19 protein-coding genes are annotated in these 20,359 nt (G+C 35.2%); 6 read left to right on the top strand and 13 right to left on the bottom strand.

Going from position 1 to position 20,359, the window contains the following annotated elements:
• Positions 1 to 39 precede the first annotated feature (39 nt).
• The 3 genes from thiD (at position 40) to vraX (ending at position 2,542) form a co-directional block, all read left to right on the top strand.
• A complete protein-coding gene (gene thiD, locus FH144_RS09750; RefSeq protein ID WP_242315503.1) occupies positions 40 to 870 on the top strand; it encodes a bifunctional hydroxymethylpyrimidine kinase/phosphomethylpyrimidine kinase in 831 nt (276 codons plus the stop codon).
• 217 nt (positions 871 to 1,087) lie between these two features.
• Positions 1,088 to 2,239 carry an FAD-dependent oxidoreductase gene (locus FH144_RS09745; protein ID WP_242315501.1) on the top strand — a complete coding sequence of 384 codons (1,152 nt, stop codon included), beginning with the start codon at positions 1,088 to 1,090 and terminating at the stop codon, positions 2,237 to 2,239.
• Between the two features lie 132 nt (positions 2,240 to 2,371).
• Positions 2,372 to 2,542, top strand: a complete 171-nt coding sequence (gene vraX / locus FH144_RS09740) for a C1q-binding complement inhibitor VraX (RefSeq protein WP_242315499.1) — start codon at positions 2,372 to 2,374, stop codon at positions 2,540 to 2,542.
• A gap of 433 nt (positions 2,543 to 2,975) precedes the next feature.
• Here the strand turns inward: vraX and FH144_RS09735 are convergent, their stop codons facing one another.
• From FH144_RS09735 to hxlA, 7 genes are all read right to left on the bottom strand, one after another.
• Positions 2,976 to 4,385 carry an MFS transporter gene (locus tag FH144_RS09735; RefSeq protein ID WP_242315497.1) on the bottom strand — a complete coding sequence of 470 codons (1,410 nt, stop codon included), beginning with the start codon at positions 4,383 to 4,385 and terminating at the stop codon, positions 2,976 to 2,978.
• 190 nt (positions 4,386 to 4,575) lie between these two features.
• Positions 4,576 to 4,839 carry a hypothetical protein gene (locus FH144_RS09730; protein ID WP_242315495.1) on the bottom strand — a complete coding sequence of 88 codons (264 nt, stop codon included), beginning with the start codon at positions 4,837 to 4,839 and terminating at the stop codon, positions 4,576 to 4,578.
• A complete protein-coding gene (locus FH144_RS09725) occupies positions 4,829 to 5,209 on the bottom strand; it encodes a protein VraC (protein ID WP_242315493.1) in 381 nt (126 codons plus the stop codon). The genes FH144_RS09730 and FH144_RS09725 overlap by 11 nt, the downstream gene beginning before the upstream one ends.
• On the bottom strand, positions 5,157 to 6,323 hold the full coding sequence (locus FH144_RS09720) for a thiolase family protein (RefSeq protein ID WP_242315491.1): 1,167 nt from the start codon (positions 6,321 to 6,323) through the stop codon (positions 5,157 to 5,159). The genes FH144_RS09725 and FH144_RS09720 overlap by 53 nt, the downstream gene beginning before the upstream one ends.
• The gene (locus tag FH144_RS09715; RefSeq protein WP_242315489.1) at positions 6,320 to 7,705 is read right to left on the bottom strand and encodes an AMP-binding protein; all 1,386 of its coding nucleotides are present in this window, start codon (positions 7,703 to 7,705) and stop codon (positions 6,320 to 6,322) included. The genes FH144_RS09720 and FH144_RS09715 overlap by 4 nt, the downstream gene beginning before the upstream one ends.
• Before the next feature lie 301 nt (positions 7,706 to 8,006).
• On the bottom strand, positions 8,007 to 8,555 hold the full coding sequence (hxlB, locus tag FH144_RS09710) for a 6-phospho-3-hexuloisomerase (RefSeq protein WP_107507222.1): 549 nt from the start codon (positions 8,553 to 8,555) through the stop codon (positions 8,007 to 8,009).
• A gap of 2 nt (positions 8,556 to 8,557) precedes the next feature.
• Positions 8,558 to 9,190, bottom strand: coding sequence for a 3-hexulose-6-phosphate synthase (gene hxlA / locus FH144_RS09705; protein ID WP_107507214.1), 633 nt, complete (start codon positions 9,188 to 9,190; stop codon positions 8,558 to 8,560).
• 317 nt (positions 9,191 to 9,507) lie between these two features.
• Between hxlA and FH144_RS09700 the strand changes: the two genes are divergently transcribed.
• The 3 genes from FH144_RS09700 to folE2 are packed head-to-tail and all read left to right on the top strand — an operon-like array spanning position 9,508 to position 11,441.
• The gene (locus tag FH144_RS09700) at positions 9,508 to 9,870 is read left to right on the top strand and encodes a YojF family protein (RefSeq protein WP_242315487.1); all 363 of its coding nucleotides are present in this window, start codon (positions 9,508 to 9,510) and stop codon (positions 9,868 to 9,870) included.
• Between the two features lie 13 nt (positions 9,871 to 9,883).
• Positions 9,884 to 10,549, top strand: a complete 666-nt coding sequence (bshB2, locus tag FH144_RS09695; RefSeq protein ID WP_198610853.1) for a bacillithiol biosynthesis deacetylase BshB2 — start codon at positions 9,884 to 9,886, stop codon at positions 10,547 to 10,549.
• Positions 10,550 to 10,562: 13 nt separating this feature from the next.
• Positions 10,563 to 11,441, top strand: a complete 879-nt coding sequence (gene folE2, locus FH144_RS09690; RefSeq protein WP_242315485.1) for a GTP cyclohydrolase FolE2 — start codon at positions 10,563 to 10,565, stop codon at positions 11,439 to 11,441.
• 141 nt (positions 11,442 to 11,582) lie between these two features.
• Here the strand turns inward: folE2 and FH144_RS09685 are convergent, their stop codons facing one another.
• From FH144_RS09685 to tadA, 6 genes are all read right to left on the bottom strand, one after another.
• Positions 11,583 to 12,884 carry an MFS transporter gene (locus tag FH144_RS09685; RefSeq protein ID WP_242315482.1) on the bottom strand — a complete coding sequence of 434 codons (1,302 nt, stop codon included), beginning with the start codon at positions 12,882 to 12,884 and terminating at the stop codon, positions 11,583 to 11,585.
• 304 nt (positions 12,885 to 13,188) lie between these two features.
• Positions 13,189 to 14,805, bottom strand: a complete 1,617-nt coding sequence (locus FH144_RS09680; RefSeq protein ID WP_242315480.1) for a poly(glycerol-phosphate) alpha-glucosyltransferase — start codon at positions 14,803 to 14,805, stop codon at positions 13,189 to 13,191.
• A gap of 127 nt (positions 14,806 to 14,932) precedes the next feature.
• Positions 14,933 to 17,884 (bottom strand): fibrinogen-binding adhesin SdrG C-terminal domain-containing protein, encoded by a 2,952-nt coding sequence (locus FH144_RS09675; RefSeq protein WP_242315471.1) that lies wholly within the window; start codon positions 17,882 to 17,884, stop codon positions 14,933 to 14,935.
• 368 nt (positions 17,885 to 18,252) lie between these two features.
• Positions 18,253 to 18,819, bottom strand: coding sequence for an NADPH-dependent FMN reductase (locus tag FH144_RS09670; protein ID WP_107507860.1), 567 nt, complete (start codon positions 18,817 to 18,819; stop codon positions 18,253 to 18,255).
• A gap of 21 nt (positions 18,820 to 18,840) precedes the next feature.
• Entirely contained in the window at positions 18,841 to 19,710 is an 870-nt protein-coding gene (locus FH144_RS09665) for a Cof-type HAD-IIB family hydrolase (protein ID WP_198610849.1), read from the bottom strand.
• A 142-nt stretch (positions 19,711 to 19,852) separates the two neighbouring features.
• Complete coding sequence (gene tadA, locus FH144_RS09660) at positions 19,853 to 20,326, bottom strand: tRNA adenosine(34) deaminase TadA (protein ID WP_107507858.1); 474 nt, start codon at positions 20,324 to 20,326, stop codon at positions 19,853 to 19,855.
• Positions 20,327 to 20,359 lie beyond the last annotated feature (33 nt).

Below are 20,359 nucleotides of genomic sequence, written 5' to 3'. Positions count from 1 at the left end.
GATAGGACGTAGATTAGAAACTATCGGGAGTGAATAGATATGGCTTTAAAAAAAGTATTAACAATTGCAGGATCAGATACTAGCGCGGGAGCTGGAATGCAAGCAGACCTTAAAACATTCCAAGAATTAGACACATATGGCATGGTCGCTTTAACTGCTGTCGTAACAATGGATAAAGAAACATGGTCTCACGATGTAACACCTCTTCCAATGGACTTATTTGAGAAACAACTCGAAACAGCAATTTCTATTGGACCAGATGCTGTAAAAACAGGTATGCTAGGCACTCAAGAGATTATTAAACGTGCTGGCGAAGCATTTGAGCAATCAGGTGCGCAATACTTCGTAGTTGACCCAGTTATGGTATGTAAAGGTGAAGACGAAGTACTTAACCCAGGAAATACTGACGCAATGATTGAATATTTATTACCTAAAGCAACAGTTGTGACGCCTAATTTATTCGAAGCCGGCCAACTTTCTGGCTTAGGAAAATTAACTTCAATCGACGACATGAAAAAAGCAGCTGAGATTATCTACAATCAAGGCGCTCAACACGTTATCATTAAAGGCGGCAAAGCCTTAGATCAAGATAAATCATACGACTTATACTATGATGGTAATCAACACTATCAATTAACTACAGACATGTTCCAACAAAGTTATAACCACGGTGCAGGATGTACATTTGCAGCTGCTACAACAGCTTATCTAGCAAACGGTAAATCTCCTAAAGATGCTGTAGTTAGTGCTAAAGCCTTTGTAGCTTCAGCAATTAAAAATGGATGGAAAATGAACGACTTCGTAGGCCCAGTAGATCATGGTGCCTTTAACCGTGTCGAACATATCGATGTTGAAGTTACAGAAGTATAAACAACAAAATAACAACAACTTACTCGTATAAATTTTAACTATTAGCTTTTAATTCTCTTAGCACTTGTATACAAAGTGTTAAGTAAGAATTAAAAGCTTTTTATTTTAGTCAATTTTTTAAATTTAACTTTATATAAAGCAAAATATGTTTAAATTAATGCTTTATGACGTAAACTGTGAGTGCACTAATACTTTTCAAATTAAAGGAGTTAATATTATGGCTGAATTAAATAAAGACATAGATGTAAAAGAACCTATCACTATTATTGGTGGCGGTATTGGAGGCTTAACGTTAGCTCGTGTATTATATGTCAATGGTATCCCTGCAAAAGTTTACGAAGCTGATCCTTCCCCTGAGGCCCGTACACAAGGTGGTCAATTAGATATTCACGAATACAATGGACAAGTAGCGTTAGAAAAAGCAAACCTAATGGATGAATTTCATGCAATTATTCATGAAGGTGCGGATGCAGCACGTATTCTAGATTCACAAGGTGAATTACTACTTGATGTGCCAGCTGATGATAGCAACGGCCGTCCAGAAGTTCTACGTGGTGACTTACGCCAAATTTTATTAGATTCATTACCAGAAGAGACAATTGAATGGAATAAAAAAGTAGACCATATTGAAGAAATTGAAAAAGGACAATATAAAGTAGTATTTAGAGATGATAGTTCTGTTACTACAAGTAAACTTATCGGGGCAGACGGCGCATGGTCTAAAGTTCGTAAGTTGTCAACAGATGTAACACCTGATTATGTAGGTACTACGTTTATTGAAACTTACTTATATGATGTTGATAAACAACACCCTAAAACAGCTGAAGCAGTTGGTAAAGGCGCAATGTATGCTCTTGCACCTAATAAAGGCTTTGTAGCACACCGTGAAGCGAACGATATTATTCATACTTATATTGAAATGAATTGCGATTTAGAGTGGATTAATAGCATGGATTTTTCAAATAAACAAGAAGTTATCAATACAGTTTTACCTGAATTTGAAGGTTGGGCGCCTGAAATCACAGCCTTATTAACTGATTCAGATTCAGATATTGTAGCACGAAAAATCAACGCTTTACCTGACAAACACCGTTGGGAAGATAAATCAGGCGTTACCTTAATTGGAGATGCAGCACATTTAATGGCGCCATCAGGTGAAGGTGCTAACTTAGCGATGTTAGACGCTGCCGAATTAGCTGAAGGCATTGCTAACAACTATGATAATTTTGATGAAGTTATTAAAGAATATGAAAGTCGTATGTTCCCTAGAAGTGAAGAAGAACAACAAGAATCTCATGAAATATTAGATATCTGCTTAGGTCAAGACACCCCAGATCGCTTTGTGAAATTATTCAAAGGTGAACTGTAATCTCTAGGTATTTAGTCGTAGTTATTTATCAGTTGTTCGTCGTATTTAAAGTTGGTACTTGGGGCTCATGTTTTTATTAGGAAAATGCCTTACTATATTAAGTGTAGAGAGGCAAAGGAGGAATCACACATCATGATTATCTACAAACAAAATATAGAAAATGGTACCCCAATGTATGAAATCATCACTAAAACTTTCAAGACGATTACGGTAAAATTCGATGAAACGTTTAATAAAAATCAGATTTATAAATTGCTCTCTCTACTTGAAAGTGACCTTGATAATATGAAAATGTATTATTAAGTCAAGTTAACACCAAGAAGTACAAAAAGTGTTTTCCAGATTGAGAATTCAAACAGATGAATTATTCCTAAAAATTGATTTTTAAGTGCTTATGCCCCTAACACTAAGTAGCTTGAAAACTCATTAATCATTCCTAACTCACCTTATAAAAATAGCGTCAATGTTAGCCAAGGATTGTCCCCCTTTGGAAGCTTAGAGAGTAACTTTAAGCCGAACTAACATTGACGCTATACTTTTATGTATTAAGGATTGCTTATTTAACCATCTACCTTGCATTATTGAAACATAACACCCTTTTTATAATGTCCCACTCTTATATAGATTATAAAATCCCACATATAGTCAAAATACAAAAAATACTTGAAGATGAGTGATCTCTATCCGAAATCTCATCTTCAAGTATTTAGTATTACCAAGAATTTGTTACTAAAGCTTATGCTTTTTTATTCTTCTTGTTTCTAATCCACCATAATGCTTTTTTAGGATGCGTTTCATAGTATTGAAGATCTTGTTTATTATCGACACTAGGGTATGAACCTTTGAGTGATTTTCCAGCAGTACTTACGTGAAGTAATGCGATCACAATAAAGCCAATAATACTAATGGCAGTTAAATAATATGCTGGCGCATAAATATTACCAGTTTCATGTACTAACCAAGAGTTCACTAATGGTGTCGTACCACCAAATAATGATACAGAGACATTAAACGTAACCGCTAATGTACGATATCTAATATGTGTAAAGAACATCGTTGGTAATGAACCAGGCATAGTCGCTTCATATGTTGATAAGAAGAAACCTAGAATAAATACACCTAAAATAATAAATGGTAGTGAATGTGTATTTAATAAACTAAATGCTATAATGCTGAATAATGTTAAACCAGCTGTACCGATTAAGAAGACTTTCTTCTCACCGATTTTATCTGCAAGTTTACCAAAGAATAACGCTAACGGAATCATGACTGCCATAACACATGTAATTAATAAACTTGTTGTTGTTTCATCTACTTTAACTACTTGGCCTAAATAAGTTGGTAAATAAGCAGTTACTGTATAGTTCGTTACGTTAAAGAAGACTACTGCTACGAAACAAACAAGAATGTCTTTGAAATAGTAACGAATAATCGTAAAGAAACCAATATTATCACGTGCTGGTGATTCTACTACATCTTGTTCATAAATTGGAGACTCTTCAAGTTTACGACGTAAATAAAGGCCAAATAATCCAAGGAATAAACCTAAGATAAATGGAATTCTCCAACCCCAAGCTTCCATTTGTGCATCATTTAAGAAGAAACTTAGTAACGCAATCATAATTGAAGCTGCGATGTAACCTGATAATGTACCTATTTCAAGACCACTACCTAGGCTGTTACGTTTTTTATCTGGTGATATTTCTGCAATATATGTCATTGCACCTGCATATTCCCCACCAGTTGAGAAACCTTGTAGGACCCTAGCAAGCAACAAGAGCGCCGGCGCCCATAAACCTATCATGTCATAGTTCGGTAAAACACCGATAGTCAATGTAGATAAGGCCATTAAAATAATTGTGGTTGTTAATACAACTTTACGTCCAAATTTATCGCCAATAATACCAAATACTATGCCCCCTATTGGTCGTAATAGGAAAGCAATCGCTAATGCTGCGAAAGTAAATATTTGTTGGATTTGAGGATTCTGAACTGGTGAAAAGAAATTCGCGCCAATGTAGGCTGTTGTATAAGCGTACACACCAAAGTCGAACCACTCCATGGCATTACCAATACCCGTGGCAAAGACCGTTTTCTTTGCTGTCTGAGCATCCACCATGTTAATTCTATCTTTTTCAAAGTCCATGATCTGTAACACTCTTTCTATTTATGTTACATAATTATACAGACCTAATGTATCTTGTCAAATTTATTAAATTTAATTTAAATTCAAAAATACAATAATATTCATTTTACAGAATTTAAAGATAATTAGTGAATTCGCTTACATTTCAAGTCTTTTCATTCCAAAATTCACTACTATAATAAAAAATGATTTAGCCTTTTTTTACAATAGTAATTTTTATTTCATTTCTCTCATTTTTCACTATAATTTTACTTTCCGAAACCATCAAAAATCCCACAAACTCATCAACAATAGTGGTTTGAAGATATTTAATGCTGTATTTTTCCCAATTCACTTTACATATTAAAAAGGCTTTTTCAACGATAAGCTGACCAGGAACAATGTGAGTATGTATTGGATTATGATCTTTTAATAACTTTAAATATTGTGTCACTAACTCATTATTAAAAGTCATACGACGATACCTCTTTTATAAAAGTTTGTTCGATAATCATACATGTTTTATCATTATTATTTATTTTTAATTCAAAGATAAATTGGTCAAATTGCTTTACCTCAGTAGAGCGTTTATGCGTTAAATATGCACAATATTGTATGTTACTTTCTAAATTTTCATACTTTTCAACTTTAGTGCGAACTAACATAATTTCTTCACCTAAAAATGATTGAAACATCTCAAATTTTGGCCAAAGTTGTGCACACATTAAAGTTGGAACCACGCCATCGTAGTCATACCCTATTATTTCACAATAGTTACGCACGTCTTGTTCCCTAAATCTCACATGTTGTGCTTCCGTGTCCCCACTTTTCAAAGAGAACCGCATTACCCATTCCTCCTCCGATACCCATAGTAGCAATACCTAATTTCCAATCATGCATATTAAACAGACGCGTGACTAAAGCTGCACCACTTGCACTATACGGATGTCCAGACGCAATTGCGCCACCCCAGCGATTCACTCGATTCATGCATAGATGCAACTCATTTATAGAAGCTAATACTTGTGAACTAAACGCTTCATTTAACTCTACGGCATCGATATCTTCTATCGCTAACCCTTGTTTATGTAATAATTTAGAAACAGCCGGCACCGGTCCAATGCCTAACACTGTAGGATTAACCCCTGTTGTAACTGCATCCTTAAAGACGAGACCCTCGGAAATCCCTAGCGCTTCAGCCATCTCTTTATCCATGACTAAAGCTAGCGCCGCTCCATCATTCTTCATACAACAATTACCAGCCGTCACCGTGCCTTCAGGTAATAAAGGACGCAAACGATTTAAACGTCTCTCATTTAACGTTGGTTTAATACTTTCATCCCTATTAAACCATTCCCCCTTCACTTTCAATGGCTCAATTTCACGACTAATATCTCCGTTGTCAAAATGTTGAGACGTCAGTTGATGACTCCGTAACGCAAACGCATCTTGGTCTTCACGCGATACATTATAATACTGCGCTACATGTTCCGCCGCTTCAACCATACTCGGATCCTGACCTTCAGGCGCAAATGACGCACGCTCATAAAACTGTGGTAACTGTGTCTCATACACCGATTGTGGACGCTTCATCTTCCACGGTGCACGACTCGTACTCTCCACGCCACCCGCAATATAGATACGCCCAGCCCCACACTGCACCATCCGACACGCATAAATAATACTCTCTAAACCCGAACCACATTGACGATCCACCGTTACACCAGGGATTGCATCACTCAAACCCGCTTCCAACAACGCCTTACGCGCAATATTCCCACCATTACCGACAATATTACCTAACACCACATCATCAATTTGATCCATTATCGTAGGATATTCTTTTTTTATTTTTTGAAAAAGTGGTAAAACTAACGCCTCAGGTTCTAAGTGTTTTAACGTCCCGCCATACTTACCAAACGGTGTCCGCTTAGCCCATACTATGACTGCTTCTCTCACGATTTAAACGCCCCCTTTAAATAAAGTGATCGAACGCTACCACGCGCAACCTTACCACTATTGGTATAAGGCAACGTCTTTACCTTCACAAGCTTAGAAGGCACCTCATACCGTGATAAAGTTTGTTGTAAATAACGTCGCAAAGTTACATAATCAAGTTCGCGATTCCCTATATAGATAAGCACCGCAATCTCACCAAAACGACGATGCGGCTCCCCAATCACTACCGCTTCCTCTATGCCATCTAACTGTTTAACGCGGTATTCAATTGCATTAGGGTAAACATTCTTGCCCCCTATAATTAGTCGCTCACTTTTCCGACCGACTAAATAAAGATGATGATCTTTGATGTAAGCGAAATCGCCCGTCTCAATCCAACTATTCGGTAACACAACTTTACGGTTAACATAGCCTGAATAAATCATATTACTTTGTACTTTAAGTAACCCAATATTGTTATCATCTTGCTCTTCCAATCGTAATTTAACATTGTTAAAAATATAACCGACTGATTGTGTAGGCGCAGTTTGATTAAAATTGTAGCTAATAAAACTTGCTTCTGACGTGCCAAAGAATTCAATTATATTGGCTTTTGAAAATTGATGCGTCACTTGTTGAAATAATTGCGGCGATAGCTTAGCGCCACTGCTAAATATCGAGGTAAGACAAGCACATTGCATATCTAAATTAATAATTTGATACAACATCGTAGGTACAAGGAAGAGTGCGCAATGTTGAGTTTGTTGTTGTAATTGAAGCATCAGCTTTCGTGCGTTAAAACTACGCTGTCCGACAAATGTTCTTCCCGAATACAATGCGAAGATGCAAGTATATAATGATAACGAATGTGCCAGTGGTCCTGGCGCGATTAGTAGACGTTCATTATGGTGTAAGAGTTTTTCATTTTCAGCGTAAGAGGCAAGCCATGAGGGTTCATTACGATAATATGCCTTTGGTAACCCAGTGGTGCCAGAAGTAAATCCAATATGTAATAGTTGTGTGATTTGAGACTGTTCCTCTTCGATGTGGGGGCCGACTTCATGAGAAGATGTAGGCAATAATCTTTTATCTGAAGACATAACGTACTCAATATGGTATGTATCAATTAATTCATCAATTGTTATTTGCGACCATTGTGCATCTAGAAAACAAGGTACACCACGACTCATTAATATAGCAAAGTAATGAATCATATTACTCATAGGTGCATCACTTAATAAACCTACACGTGTGCCTTCTTGTAGATTAGGAAACTGAGGTTTAGTATGTATCACTGTTTGATATAACTCTTTATATGTTAACGTTTCACCATCAAATTGAAGTGCAATACAATCAGGTTGGGATATCGCATAATCTTGAAGTTTACGTAAAATTTCTAACATAGTTTAACCCTCTTAATGTCAACTTTATTTTATAATATGTTAACATTATATAAAATTTTGCGCACATAAAAAAATAGGGAGCGAGGCAGAAATCTAATGTAATTTCAAAGATTTCGTCGTCCCGCCCCGGCAAGGTTGACTAGGAATGAAGAAAGTGAGGCTCGAACGTATCTTCATTTCAGACAACTACTGCCAAATTTCAAAAGTATCATAGACTTAATCCAAGAAGACCAACTAGTAATAAAGAAAGTATAAAAAAACAGTCCAAAACATTACTGTCCTGGACTGCTTACTATATATTTTACTCTAAATTCGCATGATTACTTTGCATAGTTTCTTCATCAACATTGAATGTTTCCATTAATCCAAGTACGACACTATCTAAAAATAGAAGTGACGCTTGTTCGAATAAACTGCCTAAGGGTTGTTCTGACCCTTCTGCATCATGTTTTGTTCCAGCCGGAAGCTCAATGATAGTTTCTGCTAATTCGCCAATTGGAGAATCAGATTTTGTCGTTAATAGTACCACTTTTGCTCCAACAGATTGCGCTTTATCTGCTAACAAACGCAAGTGTTCTGTTGAACCGGAACCAGATAAAATAATGAACAAATCATGTTCTTTAATAGAAGGTGTAGTAGATTCACCTACTACAAACGCTTCTTTACCTAATTGATTAAGACGCATAGCGAAACTGTTCGCTATAAACCCTGAACGGCCTTTACCAGCCGTAAATATTCTTTGTGCGCCATTAATATCATTGGCAAAACGATCATATTGTTCGTCTTGAACATGAGATAATGTACGATCTAATTCATCAAGAATCAGACGATAATTTGTAAATTGAGACATCATTATTTACCTTCAATCGCTTCACGACATTGTTTAGCTGCTTCTACAGGGTCATCAGCATTGGCAATACCGCCACCGACAATAACTAAGTCTGGGCCTTCTGCCACAATGTCTTTAATAGTGTCTGGTTTAATACCACCAGCTACAGCTACTTTAGAATTTTTAATTACAGATTTTACAGTACGTAAACTATCTAATGGTGATTGACCTTCTGCTTGTAAGTCATAACCAGTATGCACTGCAATATAGTCAGCGCCCATTTCATCTAATTCTTTCGCACGTTGTTCTAAATCTTGAACTGCGATCATATCTACTAATAATTGTTTATCATGTTTATGTGCTTCTTCAACTGCTGCTTTAATTGAAGCATCTTCTGCTACACCTAAAATAGTAACGACATCTGCGCCAAATTTAATTGCTTGGCTAACTTCATAGTCTGCTGCGTCCATAATTTTAAGGTCTGCTAATACTTTTGCATTATTAATATTTTCATTTAAGTGTTGTACTGATGGTAAACCTTCATTAATAACGATAGGTGTACCGATTTCTACGATATCTACATATTCCTCAACTTTTTTAGCTAATTCTGCTGCTTCTTCTTTATTTAATAAATCGATTGCTAATTGTAATTCCAATGCAAACATCCTTTCGATGAGTTGAAAGATTGGCTATTAATTATTTATTCTCTAGAAAAAATAATTATCGCTACTCAACCTCAACACTCTAGTTTTTTCTTTCACATTTCATAGTGTACCCATTTAGGCACATTTTAAACGATATCGTTTTTTTAAGTTCATATCGTTTCGTTTTTCTTCATATTATTAAAGCAAATCATCTTATTTTGACTAAAAATACAATTTTTTATAAATAAATTGAGCAGAGATATACAATTCATCCATTCTTTTTAGTAAAATAAATAGATAAACACATTGAATGGTTGCAAGGAGTGAAAGTGTTGGAACTCATTAACGCTGAAGAAGTACAACGATTATTAACATCATTCGAAAATAAACCTGTATTCTTACACGTTGAAACGACTAATGGTGCATATGCTAACCATTTCGATCAACGTGTCTTTAATGCGGGAACATTTTTAAGAAATATACAAGCAACATATGAACATGCGCAACTTAAAGGCGGAGACAAAGATCCCTATCGAGTTGGTCTAAAACTTCGCGATGGCGGTTGGGTCTATGTTCAAGGACTAACTCATTATGAAATAAATGATGATAATGAATTCTTAATTGCAGGATTTAACTACGAAGGACAATTGGCTGCTACACTCGAAATTAGTGAAAAGCCATTTACAGTATAGAGGAGGCTTATTCATGAAAGATGAAAGACACGTGTTAATGATATTCCCACACCCTGATGATGAGACCTTCTCATCAGCTGGCACGATTGCAAGCTATATCGATAATGGCGTCCCAGTCACTTACGCCTGCTTAACATTAGGTCAAATGGGACGTAATTTGGGAAATCCCCCTTTTGCGACAAGAGAATCGTTACCTGATATTCGCGAACGTGAACTTGAAGAAGCGATGAAGGTAATTGGTATTACTGATTTACGCAAAATGGGATTACGAGATAAAACGGTAGAGTTTGAGCCCCATGATCAAATGGACGCTATGGTGAAGAATTTAATTGAAGAAACAAATCCTTCAGTGATTATTTCTTTCTATCCAAAATTTGCAGTCCATCCAGATCATGAAGCTACAGCCGAAGCAGTAGTTAGAACTGTTGAACGCATGCCAAAAGAACAACGTCCAAGATTACAACTTGTGGCATTTAGTAATGATGCACCTGAAGTATTAGGTGAACCAGATATTTTAAATGATATTAGCCAATATAAAGAACTGAAAATGAAAGCGTTTGAGGCCCATGCATCTCAAACTGGTCCTTTCTTACAACAACTTGCTAGTCCTGAAGTTGGCGGAGAAACACAAAGTTTCTTAGATGTTGAACCTTATTGGACATATCATTTTGAATCTTAAGGGGAGGTAAATGATGACTGAATTTGATTTATCCACACGCGAGGGTCGTTGGAAACATTTTGGCTCAGTTGACCCAGTTAAAGGTACAAAACCTACAACTAAAAGTGAAATGACAGACTTGCAAAGTACTCATAAGAATTTTTTGTTTGAAATAGAAGAAGTTGGTATTAAAAATTTAATTTATCCGGTTAATATTGATCGTTTCCAAACTACCGGTCGTTTTAGCTTTTCAACAAGTTTAAATAAAGATGAAAAAGGCATTAACATGAGCCGTATCTTAGAAAGTGTTGAAAAGCACTACAACAACGGTTTAGAACTCAATTTCAACACACTTTATCAAGTATTACGTACGCTTCAAACGAATATGAACCAAAATTCTGCCGGCGTTGATGTTTCTGGAAAATGGTTCTTCGACCGTTTTAGCCCTGTGACTAATATTAAAGCTGTGGGCAATGCTGATGTAACGTACGGTTTAGCGATTGAACAAGATAAAATAACACGTAAAGAAATTACAATTGAAGCAAGTGTGACAACATTATGCCCTTGTTCTAAAGAAATCAGTGAATATTCTGCGCATAACCAACGCGGCATCGTGACTGTAAAAGTCTATTTAGACAAAGATAATGATGTAGTTGATGACTATAAAGATAAAATTCTAGACGCCATGGAAGCTAATGCAAGTTCAATCTTGTATCCAATTTTAAAACGTCCAGATGAAAAACGTGTAACTGAACGTGCATATGAAAATCCTCGTTTCGTTGAAGATTTAATTCGTTTAGTTGCTGCTGATCTAGTTGAATTTGATTGGATTGACGGCTTCGACATTGAATGTCGTAACGAAGAATCTATCCACCAACATGACGCATTTGCGAAATTAAAATATAGAAAATAGAGTTTTTTAGGACAATTATTTATTAAGTTTCGTTAGTCATTTTCTACATGCGCAACTTATAAATATCCTTATCTACTCTAAATTAAAAAGCAGTCGTCTCGGAGAATACGAGACAACTGCTTTTTATAATGTATAAAATTATTAATGCTTTGCCATTCTTTTCTGTCCAGGTTTAACAAAACTCATCGCTACAATACTGATGATTGAAGCAATCACTGCAGAAATAAACATTGATGAATAACCGAAACTTGCCACTAAATAACCTGTTAATGTAGGTGCAATTACGGTTGCAGAATTAACGAAGAAGTGAGTAATCCCGCCATATGTACCTGTTTTATTCGGTGCCGTATCAATGATAACAGACCAATAAACACCATTAGGTAAAAAGATAAAGGCATTACCTATCATCATCAATATCATGATAGCAACAATACTATGTGTAAATGGAATAATTAAAAAACAAATCGCTGCACAAATCATGCCACCCATCGCAAAATAGGATCTTGCTATACGCAGGCTGCCTGTTTTTTCACGAAGCCAGTCAGAGATATGACCACCGAAATAAATCGTAAAACATGCACCGATCCATGGGACCATTCCTAAATACCATAACGAATGAATTTCAAAATGATACTCATCTTGTAAATATTTAGGCGTCCACGTTAAGATTAAAAAGTTAACGTATTGAAAGCCAAAATAACCAAACATATTTCCAACCAATGTCGGGCTTTTAAAGAAGTGATACCATTTTTCGTTCTTTACCGTTTCAGTTTCGATTGTCTTTTCATCATTTAAGCTATTAGTAGTCGAACGAATTTCATTTAATTCTTCTTTTGAGACACGCTTATTATCTTCTGGGTAGTCAGTGAATACAAAGGCCCATATCACAACCCATACTAATCCTAACGCCCCTAAAATAATAAATAATAATTTCCAACTCGCTATTGTTAAAAATCCAGAAACGATAGGTGCCGTAATTAAAGCACCGAGTGGCACGCCAATTAAACCTAGCGCAGATAATAAACCACGATCTTTTGGTGCCGCCCAGTTTGCGTTTGTTTTACTAATAATTGAAAATACTGGCCCTTCAGCTACACCAAACAGAACTCTGAGAATACCGAATCCTAAGATGGCTGAACCACCGAATAATGCCATACCTAGCTCCCCAGCAAATGCCATCGCTATTTCAGTAATAGACCATGCTGTCCCTGCTATAATCCAAACGAATTTAGGGCCCCTTTTATCAGCCGTTAATCCGCCTACAAGAGAACCAAACATATATCCATATCCGAAATAGCCAAGAATCTTGCCCCAAGCTATAGTGTCAAAACCATATTCGCTTATAATATCCTTTTGTGCATATGAAATTGCGCCTCTGTCTATGTAATTAATCATAGTCATAATAATAATCATGACAATAATAAAGTAACGATACTTTTTCATTTTTATTCCCCCGCCCTTTGTTGAAAAGTTACTTTACCTCATCATTTTACCATATTTTTTGAAAGCGCTACCAAAAGTGTAGATAGTTTTTGAAAGAAGTTAAAATACACTTTATGTTAATGCGCTCAATAGACCTAGAAGGAAATTTAATTAAAAAATATTTACATATTAAAATAGAAGAAATTAGTACATTAAAGTGGAAGAAATCAGCATCTTATTATAGAAAAACTAGAGCACCTATTAAGTGCCCTAGTTCATAAAAATATTTGATTAAGTATTAAAGTTATAAACCCAATATTAATTTTTACTTTTTAAAAGCTTTTTGGTATTGAACGTAACCTGAAAGATAGTGTTCAATATCATCAATTCGAACGCGGTAACCATGATGTTTAATAAAGAAACTTCCTAAAATTTGGGCTGGATTTTTAAAATACATCGCAATTTCAGGATAGAAGAATCCTGTTCGTTGATGTTTCGCTCTAGAATGAATTACGTCAATAAAATATTGTTCATCAATTAACTGTTCGACCAATGCTTCGTGGCCTGTAGCTTTCGCTTTTTGAATTAAGTTATACGTTGCCATTAACATTTCTAAAAACGTCGGGAACGTTGTATCACGTTGTTCTATATATTCTAAGTGACTATTTACGTTTTTAATACCGAACTCGAAATACTTGTCTTGAGGGTTAATTTGGACTAATTCATTTGTACAATATCCAAGCCAGTGATCATGATATTGCCAATAGTCTTGATCAATAAATCGGTCCATTAAATGCTCGACGGTCGTTAACCAAGTGCCATTTTGATCTTGTTGATACAAACGTAAAAGCGCTAAAGCTGCCTCTCCATCATAATAGATAATTCTAAATTGTTCTTTTACTGATAAATCTGGGTAGTTTAATATATGTGTCGTTTCAAATGTAGCTTTATCAATCATCGATAAAATGCCATGTGCGACTTTTTGTGCATACTCTAAATATCGTGGGTTCGTATGGTGGTTTAAATATTCACATACTGCGAAAATAAATGACGCATTTTGACCTAATTTAATTTCATTGATATCTTCTGTATCGTCAAAAACGTAGGCTTTGCCATCTTGTTCAAAGATATAGTGGTCGATAATATAATCAATCGCTTTTTCAACTGGCTGTATATCTTGACCTAAATAGGTTAAACCTTCAATTAATGCATACGTCGATGAAGAATGTCTTAAAATATTATAGAAATTAATTTCATTATCAAAATGTGGGAAATAGCCATATATATATCGACCATTATCTTGAATCATATTTTGGAGGAAATGACTGCTCTGCTCAATTAAATGATCGATTTCGGTATGTAAATCATTAACCATTCTTAAGCCTTTATCGTAACCTCTACCATGTAATTCAAATACTTCCCCATCATCTAACATGAAGCCTTTCGTATAAAACTTGATGACTTCTTTTTCATTATAAAAATCGATCGTAAACCCTTTATTGTGTGTCGTGTATTTTCTAAGATAATTATTGATATTTTGTTCAGATATATATAATTGTTTCCCATTCTTCTCCGGACGAACAAAGGCATTCGCATTAATCTCTTCAGATAACACGGCAAAGTTCCATTGATTATCAAACGCAATCCCGTAATCGATATAATTGCGTCGCGTATGAATTAATTCGTCTTTTAAATCTTTAAATCGTACGTTTTCAGTTGATTGAACAAGATCCAACTTAATCCATGTAGGATAAGCCCCCGTTTTCTTTTTAAATTTCAATCCTAATTTAGCGATGTCTTGTTCAATATAGGTTGTTTTTTTTAATAATTTTACCTGAGCTTTGGCATGAGGTCGGCCAATACTAACAAAAATATAATTATTAATTGAAGTTTTCTCTTTTACCTCAGATAAAAATTTTTTAATTTTATTTTCAAAATCCATAAATTCCTCCGTAATATTTATTACTTTAACTTAATAAGTTATACATATATATCATATTACTTAAAATAAAACCAGGCCTAGTAAGAGGCCTGGTTTTTCACTTTCACATTTATGAAAGTTTAAAAGATTATTTTTCTTCATTATCTTTCTTACGACGTCCACCTGTTAAGAATAACGCACCTACTGCCGCAAATAATGAAGCGAATAATGTACCGTTAGTTTGGTCATTATTACCAGTGTCTGGTAATGATTTATCGTGATTATTATTTACTTTTTCATGACTTCCATTATGACTATGGTGATTGTAATGATCTTTTTCCATATCTGAGTCTGCATCGGCATCGGCGTCGGCATCTGCGTCAGCGTCTGCATCTGAGTCGGCATCTGCATCTGCATCGGCATCTGAGTCTGCATCAGCATCAGCATCAGCGTCGGCATCCGCATCTGCATCAGTATCAGCGTCAGCATCGGCGTCTGCATCAGCATCAGCGTCAGCATCGGCGTCGGCATCTGCGTCGGCATCTGCATCAGCGTCAGCATCAGCATCAGCGTCAGCGTCAGCATCCGCGTCGGCATCTGCGTCAGCGTCGGCATCTGCGTCAGCATCGGCATCTGCGTCGGCATCCGCATCAGCATCGCCGTCTGAATCATCTTTATAGAATCCACTATCCAATGTCATATCATCTTCGCCATTAATAGTTACTGTCACAGAACTTCCATTTGAATCTAATGATTCATCCCCAACATTTACTTTTGTAGGTGTGTAACCAGCTGGAGTTTCAAAAGTAACTGTATATGTTTCTCCATCGTATAAATTATCAAATTCATAGTATCCATTTGAATCTGTTCTTACTGATTTAGTTGTACCATCTGGATAATTTAAAGTTACTTTTACACCGCTAATTGGTTTTTCATTATTATCTGTACCTTGGATGCCATCTTTATCTACATCTTCCCATACATAATTACCAATTTTATAAAGTTTTTCTGGTGTTTCAGTACCACTACCACCACCACTATCATATGTTGATAAAATAGTGTTTGTGTATCCTGCCCATGATGCGTTTCCATAAGAATTTAATGTAGTCATCCTTACACCTTGTTGGATAGATAAATCATCTTCAGCACCAGGAGTAAAACCACTGACAACTTTAACTACATATGCAGAATCGATATCTCCAAAATCTATATTTGCCATATTTCTAGCATAATTTTTATCTATATTGAATGAATCAGTCACATCTTCATATTGACTGTAATCAAAGATTTTATTACTTTGTGGTAAATCTTGGTCATTTCTAACTTTATAAATTTTAATTTCAGTATTATCATCTATGATTGTACTGCCCTCACCAGTGTAAAAGCCTCCATCATCATATACACCACCACTTTTAATTAATAAAGAAGTGCCATTTGCATTTAATTTAAGTGGGTTAACATAAACTGTCTGTTCAATCTTATTATTATCTAAATCTAGATTACTAAAAATTGATTCAACATTAGAAGCATCTTGAACAATTGGATCTTGATAATCAACATCTATTTCTTTATTAACCGTTTTTACAGCTGTTCCATAGGATAAGTTAATTGTTTTTTCATTTGGTACATCTTTTTTATCGATATATGAATTAGTTTCAAGTCTCGCAGTTACATTTTCATATTTATCTACATAATCTGTAAATGTATAAGTTGATGTTTTATTAGCTTCATCAAATGTACCTGTCGCAATTATTTCGCCTGATGGATCAACAATATCTACTGGGTTATAATCTTTAGTTAAATCTGAAGGAATAGTATTTGGATCATAATGAACCGTCATTGTATCTCCAGATTTTACAGCGTCATCGACTTTAAATGTTGACGTGTAAACAATACTTTCTCCATCGTGAGCTTGAATTGTGTCATCATTACGTTGACCTTCAGTTATTGTTTGACTAGTTACCGTAATTAAGTTGTCTACGTTAGTACCTGCTTGTTCAGCAGCTAATTTGTTAACTGCTAAACGGTTAACAACTCTTGGTGTGGAGGCCATCGAACGTGGCGTTGCATAATTTGTTTCTGCATCTTTTCTATTTGAATCAGTTTGCACTAAAGCTCCTAATAATTCATTTTCATTTAAATTATTATAATCTAAATTTAATTTATCTACGTTAGCTTTAGCTTCATCTGATGAAACGTCATATGTACTCGCTACATAATTAGTTAATGCGGCTTTTTTATCTTTTTCAGTAGTTGCATTTTCTACATTGCTAACTACTTCATTAATATTTTCAGTAGATACACTTTGTGGCACTTCTACGTTATTTCTTCTTTCTGTTGAAGGTTGTTCTGTTGTTGCTTCAGTTGTTTTCTCTTCTGTTGAAGGTTGTTCTACTGTTGCTTCAGTTGCTTTTTCTTCTGTTGAAGGTTGTTCTACTGTTGCTTCAGTTGCTTTTTCTTCTGTTGAAGACTGTTCTGTTGTTTTCTCAGTTGCTTTCTCTTCTGTTGAAGGTTGCTCTGTTGCTTCAGTGGCTTTTTCTTCTGTTGAAGGTTGTTCTGTTGTTTCCTCAGTGGCTTTTTCTTCTGTTGAAGGTTGCTCTGTTGTCTCCTCAGTTGCTTTTTCTTCTGTTGAAGGTTGTTCTACTGTTGCTTCAGTGGCTTTTTCTTCTGTTGAAGGCTGCTCTGTTGTTTCTTTAGTAGCTTTTTCTTCTGTTGAAGGTTGCTCTGTTGTTTCCTCAGTAGCTTTTTCTTCTGTTGAAGGTTGTTCTGTTGTTTCTTTAGTAGCTTTTTCTTCTGTTGAAGGTTGTTCTGTTGTCTCCTCAGTTGCTTTCTCTGATGTTGAAACTTGTTCTGAATTTGTGTTAGTTTCTTGTGAAGCTATATTTTGTGATGCACTCTCTTTTGAAACATCTGTATTGTTTTGATTACTTTCGCTCTCTGTTTGGTTAGTTTCAGCGGCTTTTGCTTCATCATGTCCTGCACCAAAAATTAAAGTTGCACCGACTAAAATTGAGGCTGTTCCAACTGTGAATTTTCTTATCGAATATTTATTTTGTTTATTCGGTAGAAAATCCAATCTTTTCTGTTTTCTTTTTTTCAAATCTAACCATTCCTAATTAATAATTAAAATAACTCCACCCTGAAGAAATTACATAAAATATTTAAATAGTTTATGTATTATTTATGTTTTATAAATTCAAACATGAATAAATTAAATGCTATTTAAATAAAAATATAATATACCATATATGTAGATTAAAAAAATAAGAAACAATAAAAAATAATGTAAATTATGCTAAATTTATTGAGATATCAACTAAAAATATTCAAAAAATAATTATATAACCAAATTTTAAATTTAGTATACTAAAACATATTATTTATAAAAAACAAAAAAAGAGCGGTATTAACCGCTCTTCAGATTAGTTTCTTCTATTATAATTGTGTTTTTTAATATAATTAATTTTTTTATTTTAAATGTTCATATGGGCTATTGTTAACAAATGATACGATTTGATCAACAAATAATTTTGCACGTAATTGGAACTGTTCATCATCTAAATAAAGCGTTCCATCGTCTAATTTATTGTAATCCGAATCATGCGTGGCGATTTGAGTAGGTACAGCGATACCTAACAAGCTTCTAACAATAACACGTAAATGAGATAATGGTTCTGAACTTACAATGCCACCACTATTACCAATAAGTCCGATTGGTTTCATTTTAAAATAATCCATGTTGACGTGGTCCAAAGCATTTTTCAAAATTCCGGAGTAAGACCCATGATAATTTGGCGTACCAAGTACTAAGAAATCCGCTTCCATTACTTTATCTTGAAAATCTTTTGTATTGGCTTTTACTGTATCAGTAGAATGAGTCGTACCTGAAAAATCTAATTGATTTAATGGTCTTTCTGCTAAATCATAAATATCTACATCTATATCATGGTTATCGAATTGTCCTACTAAGTATTTCGCTAATGCGTTAGTATGTGAACCTACTTTAGCACTACCTACAATAATAAGTCCTTTCATTTTTCTATAACACCTCTTAAATTATTTATTTTCTTCATTTAATAATTTCATAATTGCTTTGCCAACACCGCTATTTTCATTAGTATCTGTAACCAATTTAGCATTGGCCTTCACTTCTGGCATGGCATTTTCCATAGCGACCGGGTAACCAACGCGTTCTAACATTGAAACGTCATTTAGATTATCACCCAATGCCATTACATCTTTAAGATCTATATTCAACTTATCCGCAATGGTTTCAAGGGCTGTCCCTTTTTGTGCATCAAAATGTGTAATCTCTAGGTTTCCTCGTGATGATGAAGAAATTGCTAAACTCGGAATAGTAGAAAGTTCATTTCCAATAGCATTAATCTTGTCGACATCTGGATTAAAGGCCAGCACTTTCATAATTAATTCGCCCGGAATATCTTCAATATCTTCATAACTGTCTACTACTTTTAAAGTGCCATTCTCAATACGTTTTTGAATTCCTGCTTTTATCTTTTCAACATCCGCTTCTTGACCAGCTTGTTTAGCTATATCTAAGTAGATATCTAAATCACGTGTCGGATCTTCTGTATAAATTCCTCTATTTGTATAAATTTGATAGTAAACATCTTCTCTATTTAAAATTCCTTTAATACGTTGTACTAATTCATGATTTAAATTAGACGTACTCATAATATTAAATGACTCATCACGCACTTCTGCACCATTCAAGCATATGTATGGCACACTCAAGTCCGTCTCTGCTACCGGCGTATTAGCTTCATAGAACGCACGCCCCGTAGCAATCACGACAGTAATTCCTTGTGACTGCGCATATTTAATCGCCTCGATATTTTCTTGAGATATCTCATGCGCTGCATTTAATAATGTACCATCCATATCCGTTGCTATTAATTTAATCATCCAGTTACCTCGTTTCATTAACTTTATCTATCACAGTTTTTAATTTTTATTTTTTGAAAATGGGCATTCAAACAGCCAACATATGTAGAATTCAAACTTATTTACCGTGTTTATTTTAACAAATTTATATCACTTTGTACGATTAAGTGTTTGATTTAGACTTTCTCGCTCGAAGTTCACGGAAGAATTGACGTAATAAGTCTCCACAATCCTTTTCAAGAATACCAGAAACCACCGTGGCTCTGTGATTAAAGCGAGGTTCTTCTACTAAATTCATTAAACTTCCGCTACAACCACCTTTAGGATCCATCGCGCCAAACACTACACGAGGAATGCGACTCATTACAATAGCTCCAGCACACATAACACATGGCTCAAGCGTTACGTATAACGTGCACTCTTCTAAACGCCAACTTCCAACTTCTTTAGCTGCGCGCTCTATGGCAATATGTTCTGCGTGTGCAGTTGGTTGTTGGGCAGTTTCTCTTAAATTGTGTGCACGCGCAATCACTTCATCATTTTTTACAATAATCGCCCCTATGGGAACTTCTCCTAGTCGCTGTGCTTTCTTTGCTTCTGCTATAGCTAATTTCATATAATATTCATCATTTGCCATGTGTGTCCTACCTCACTTGTGATACAATACTCA

Origin of the sequence: Staphylococcus sp. acrmy (assembly GCF_022690565.1) — a bacterium.
In the GTDB taxonomy this organism is placed as follows: domain Bacteria; phylum Bacillota; class Bacilli; order Staphylococcales; family Staphylococcaceae; genus Staphylococcus; species Staphylococcus caledonicus.
This window is presented reverse-complemented; position numbering and strand designations above follow the sequence as displayed.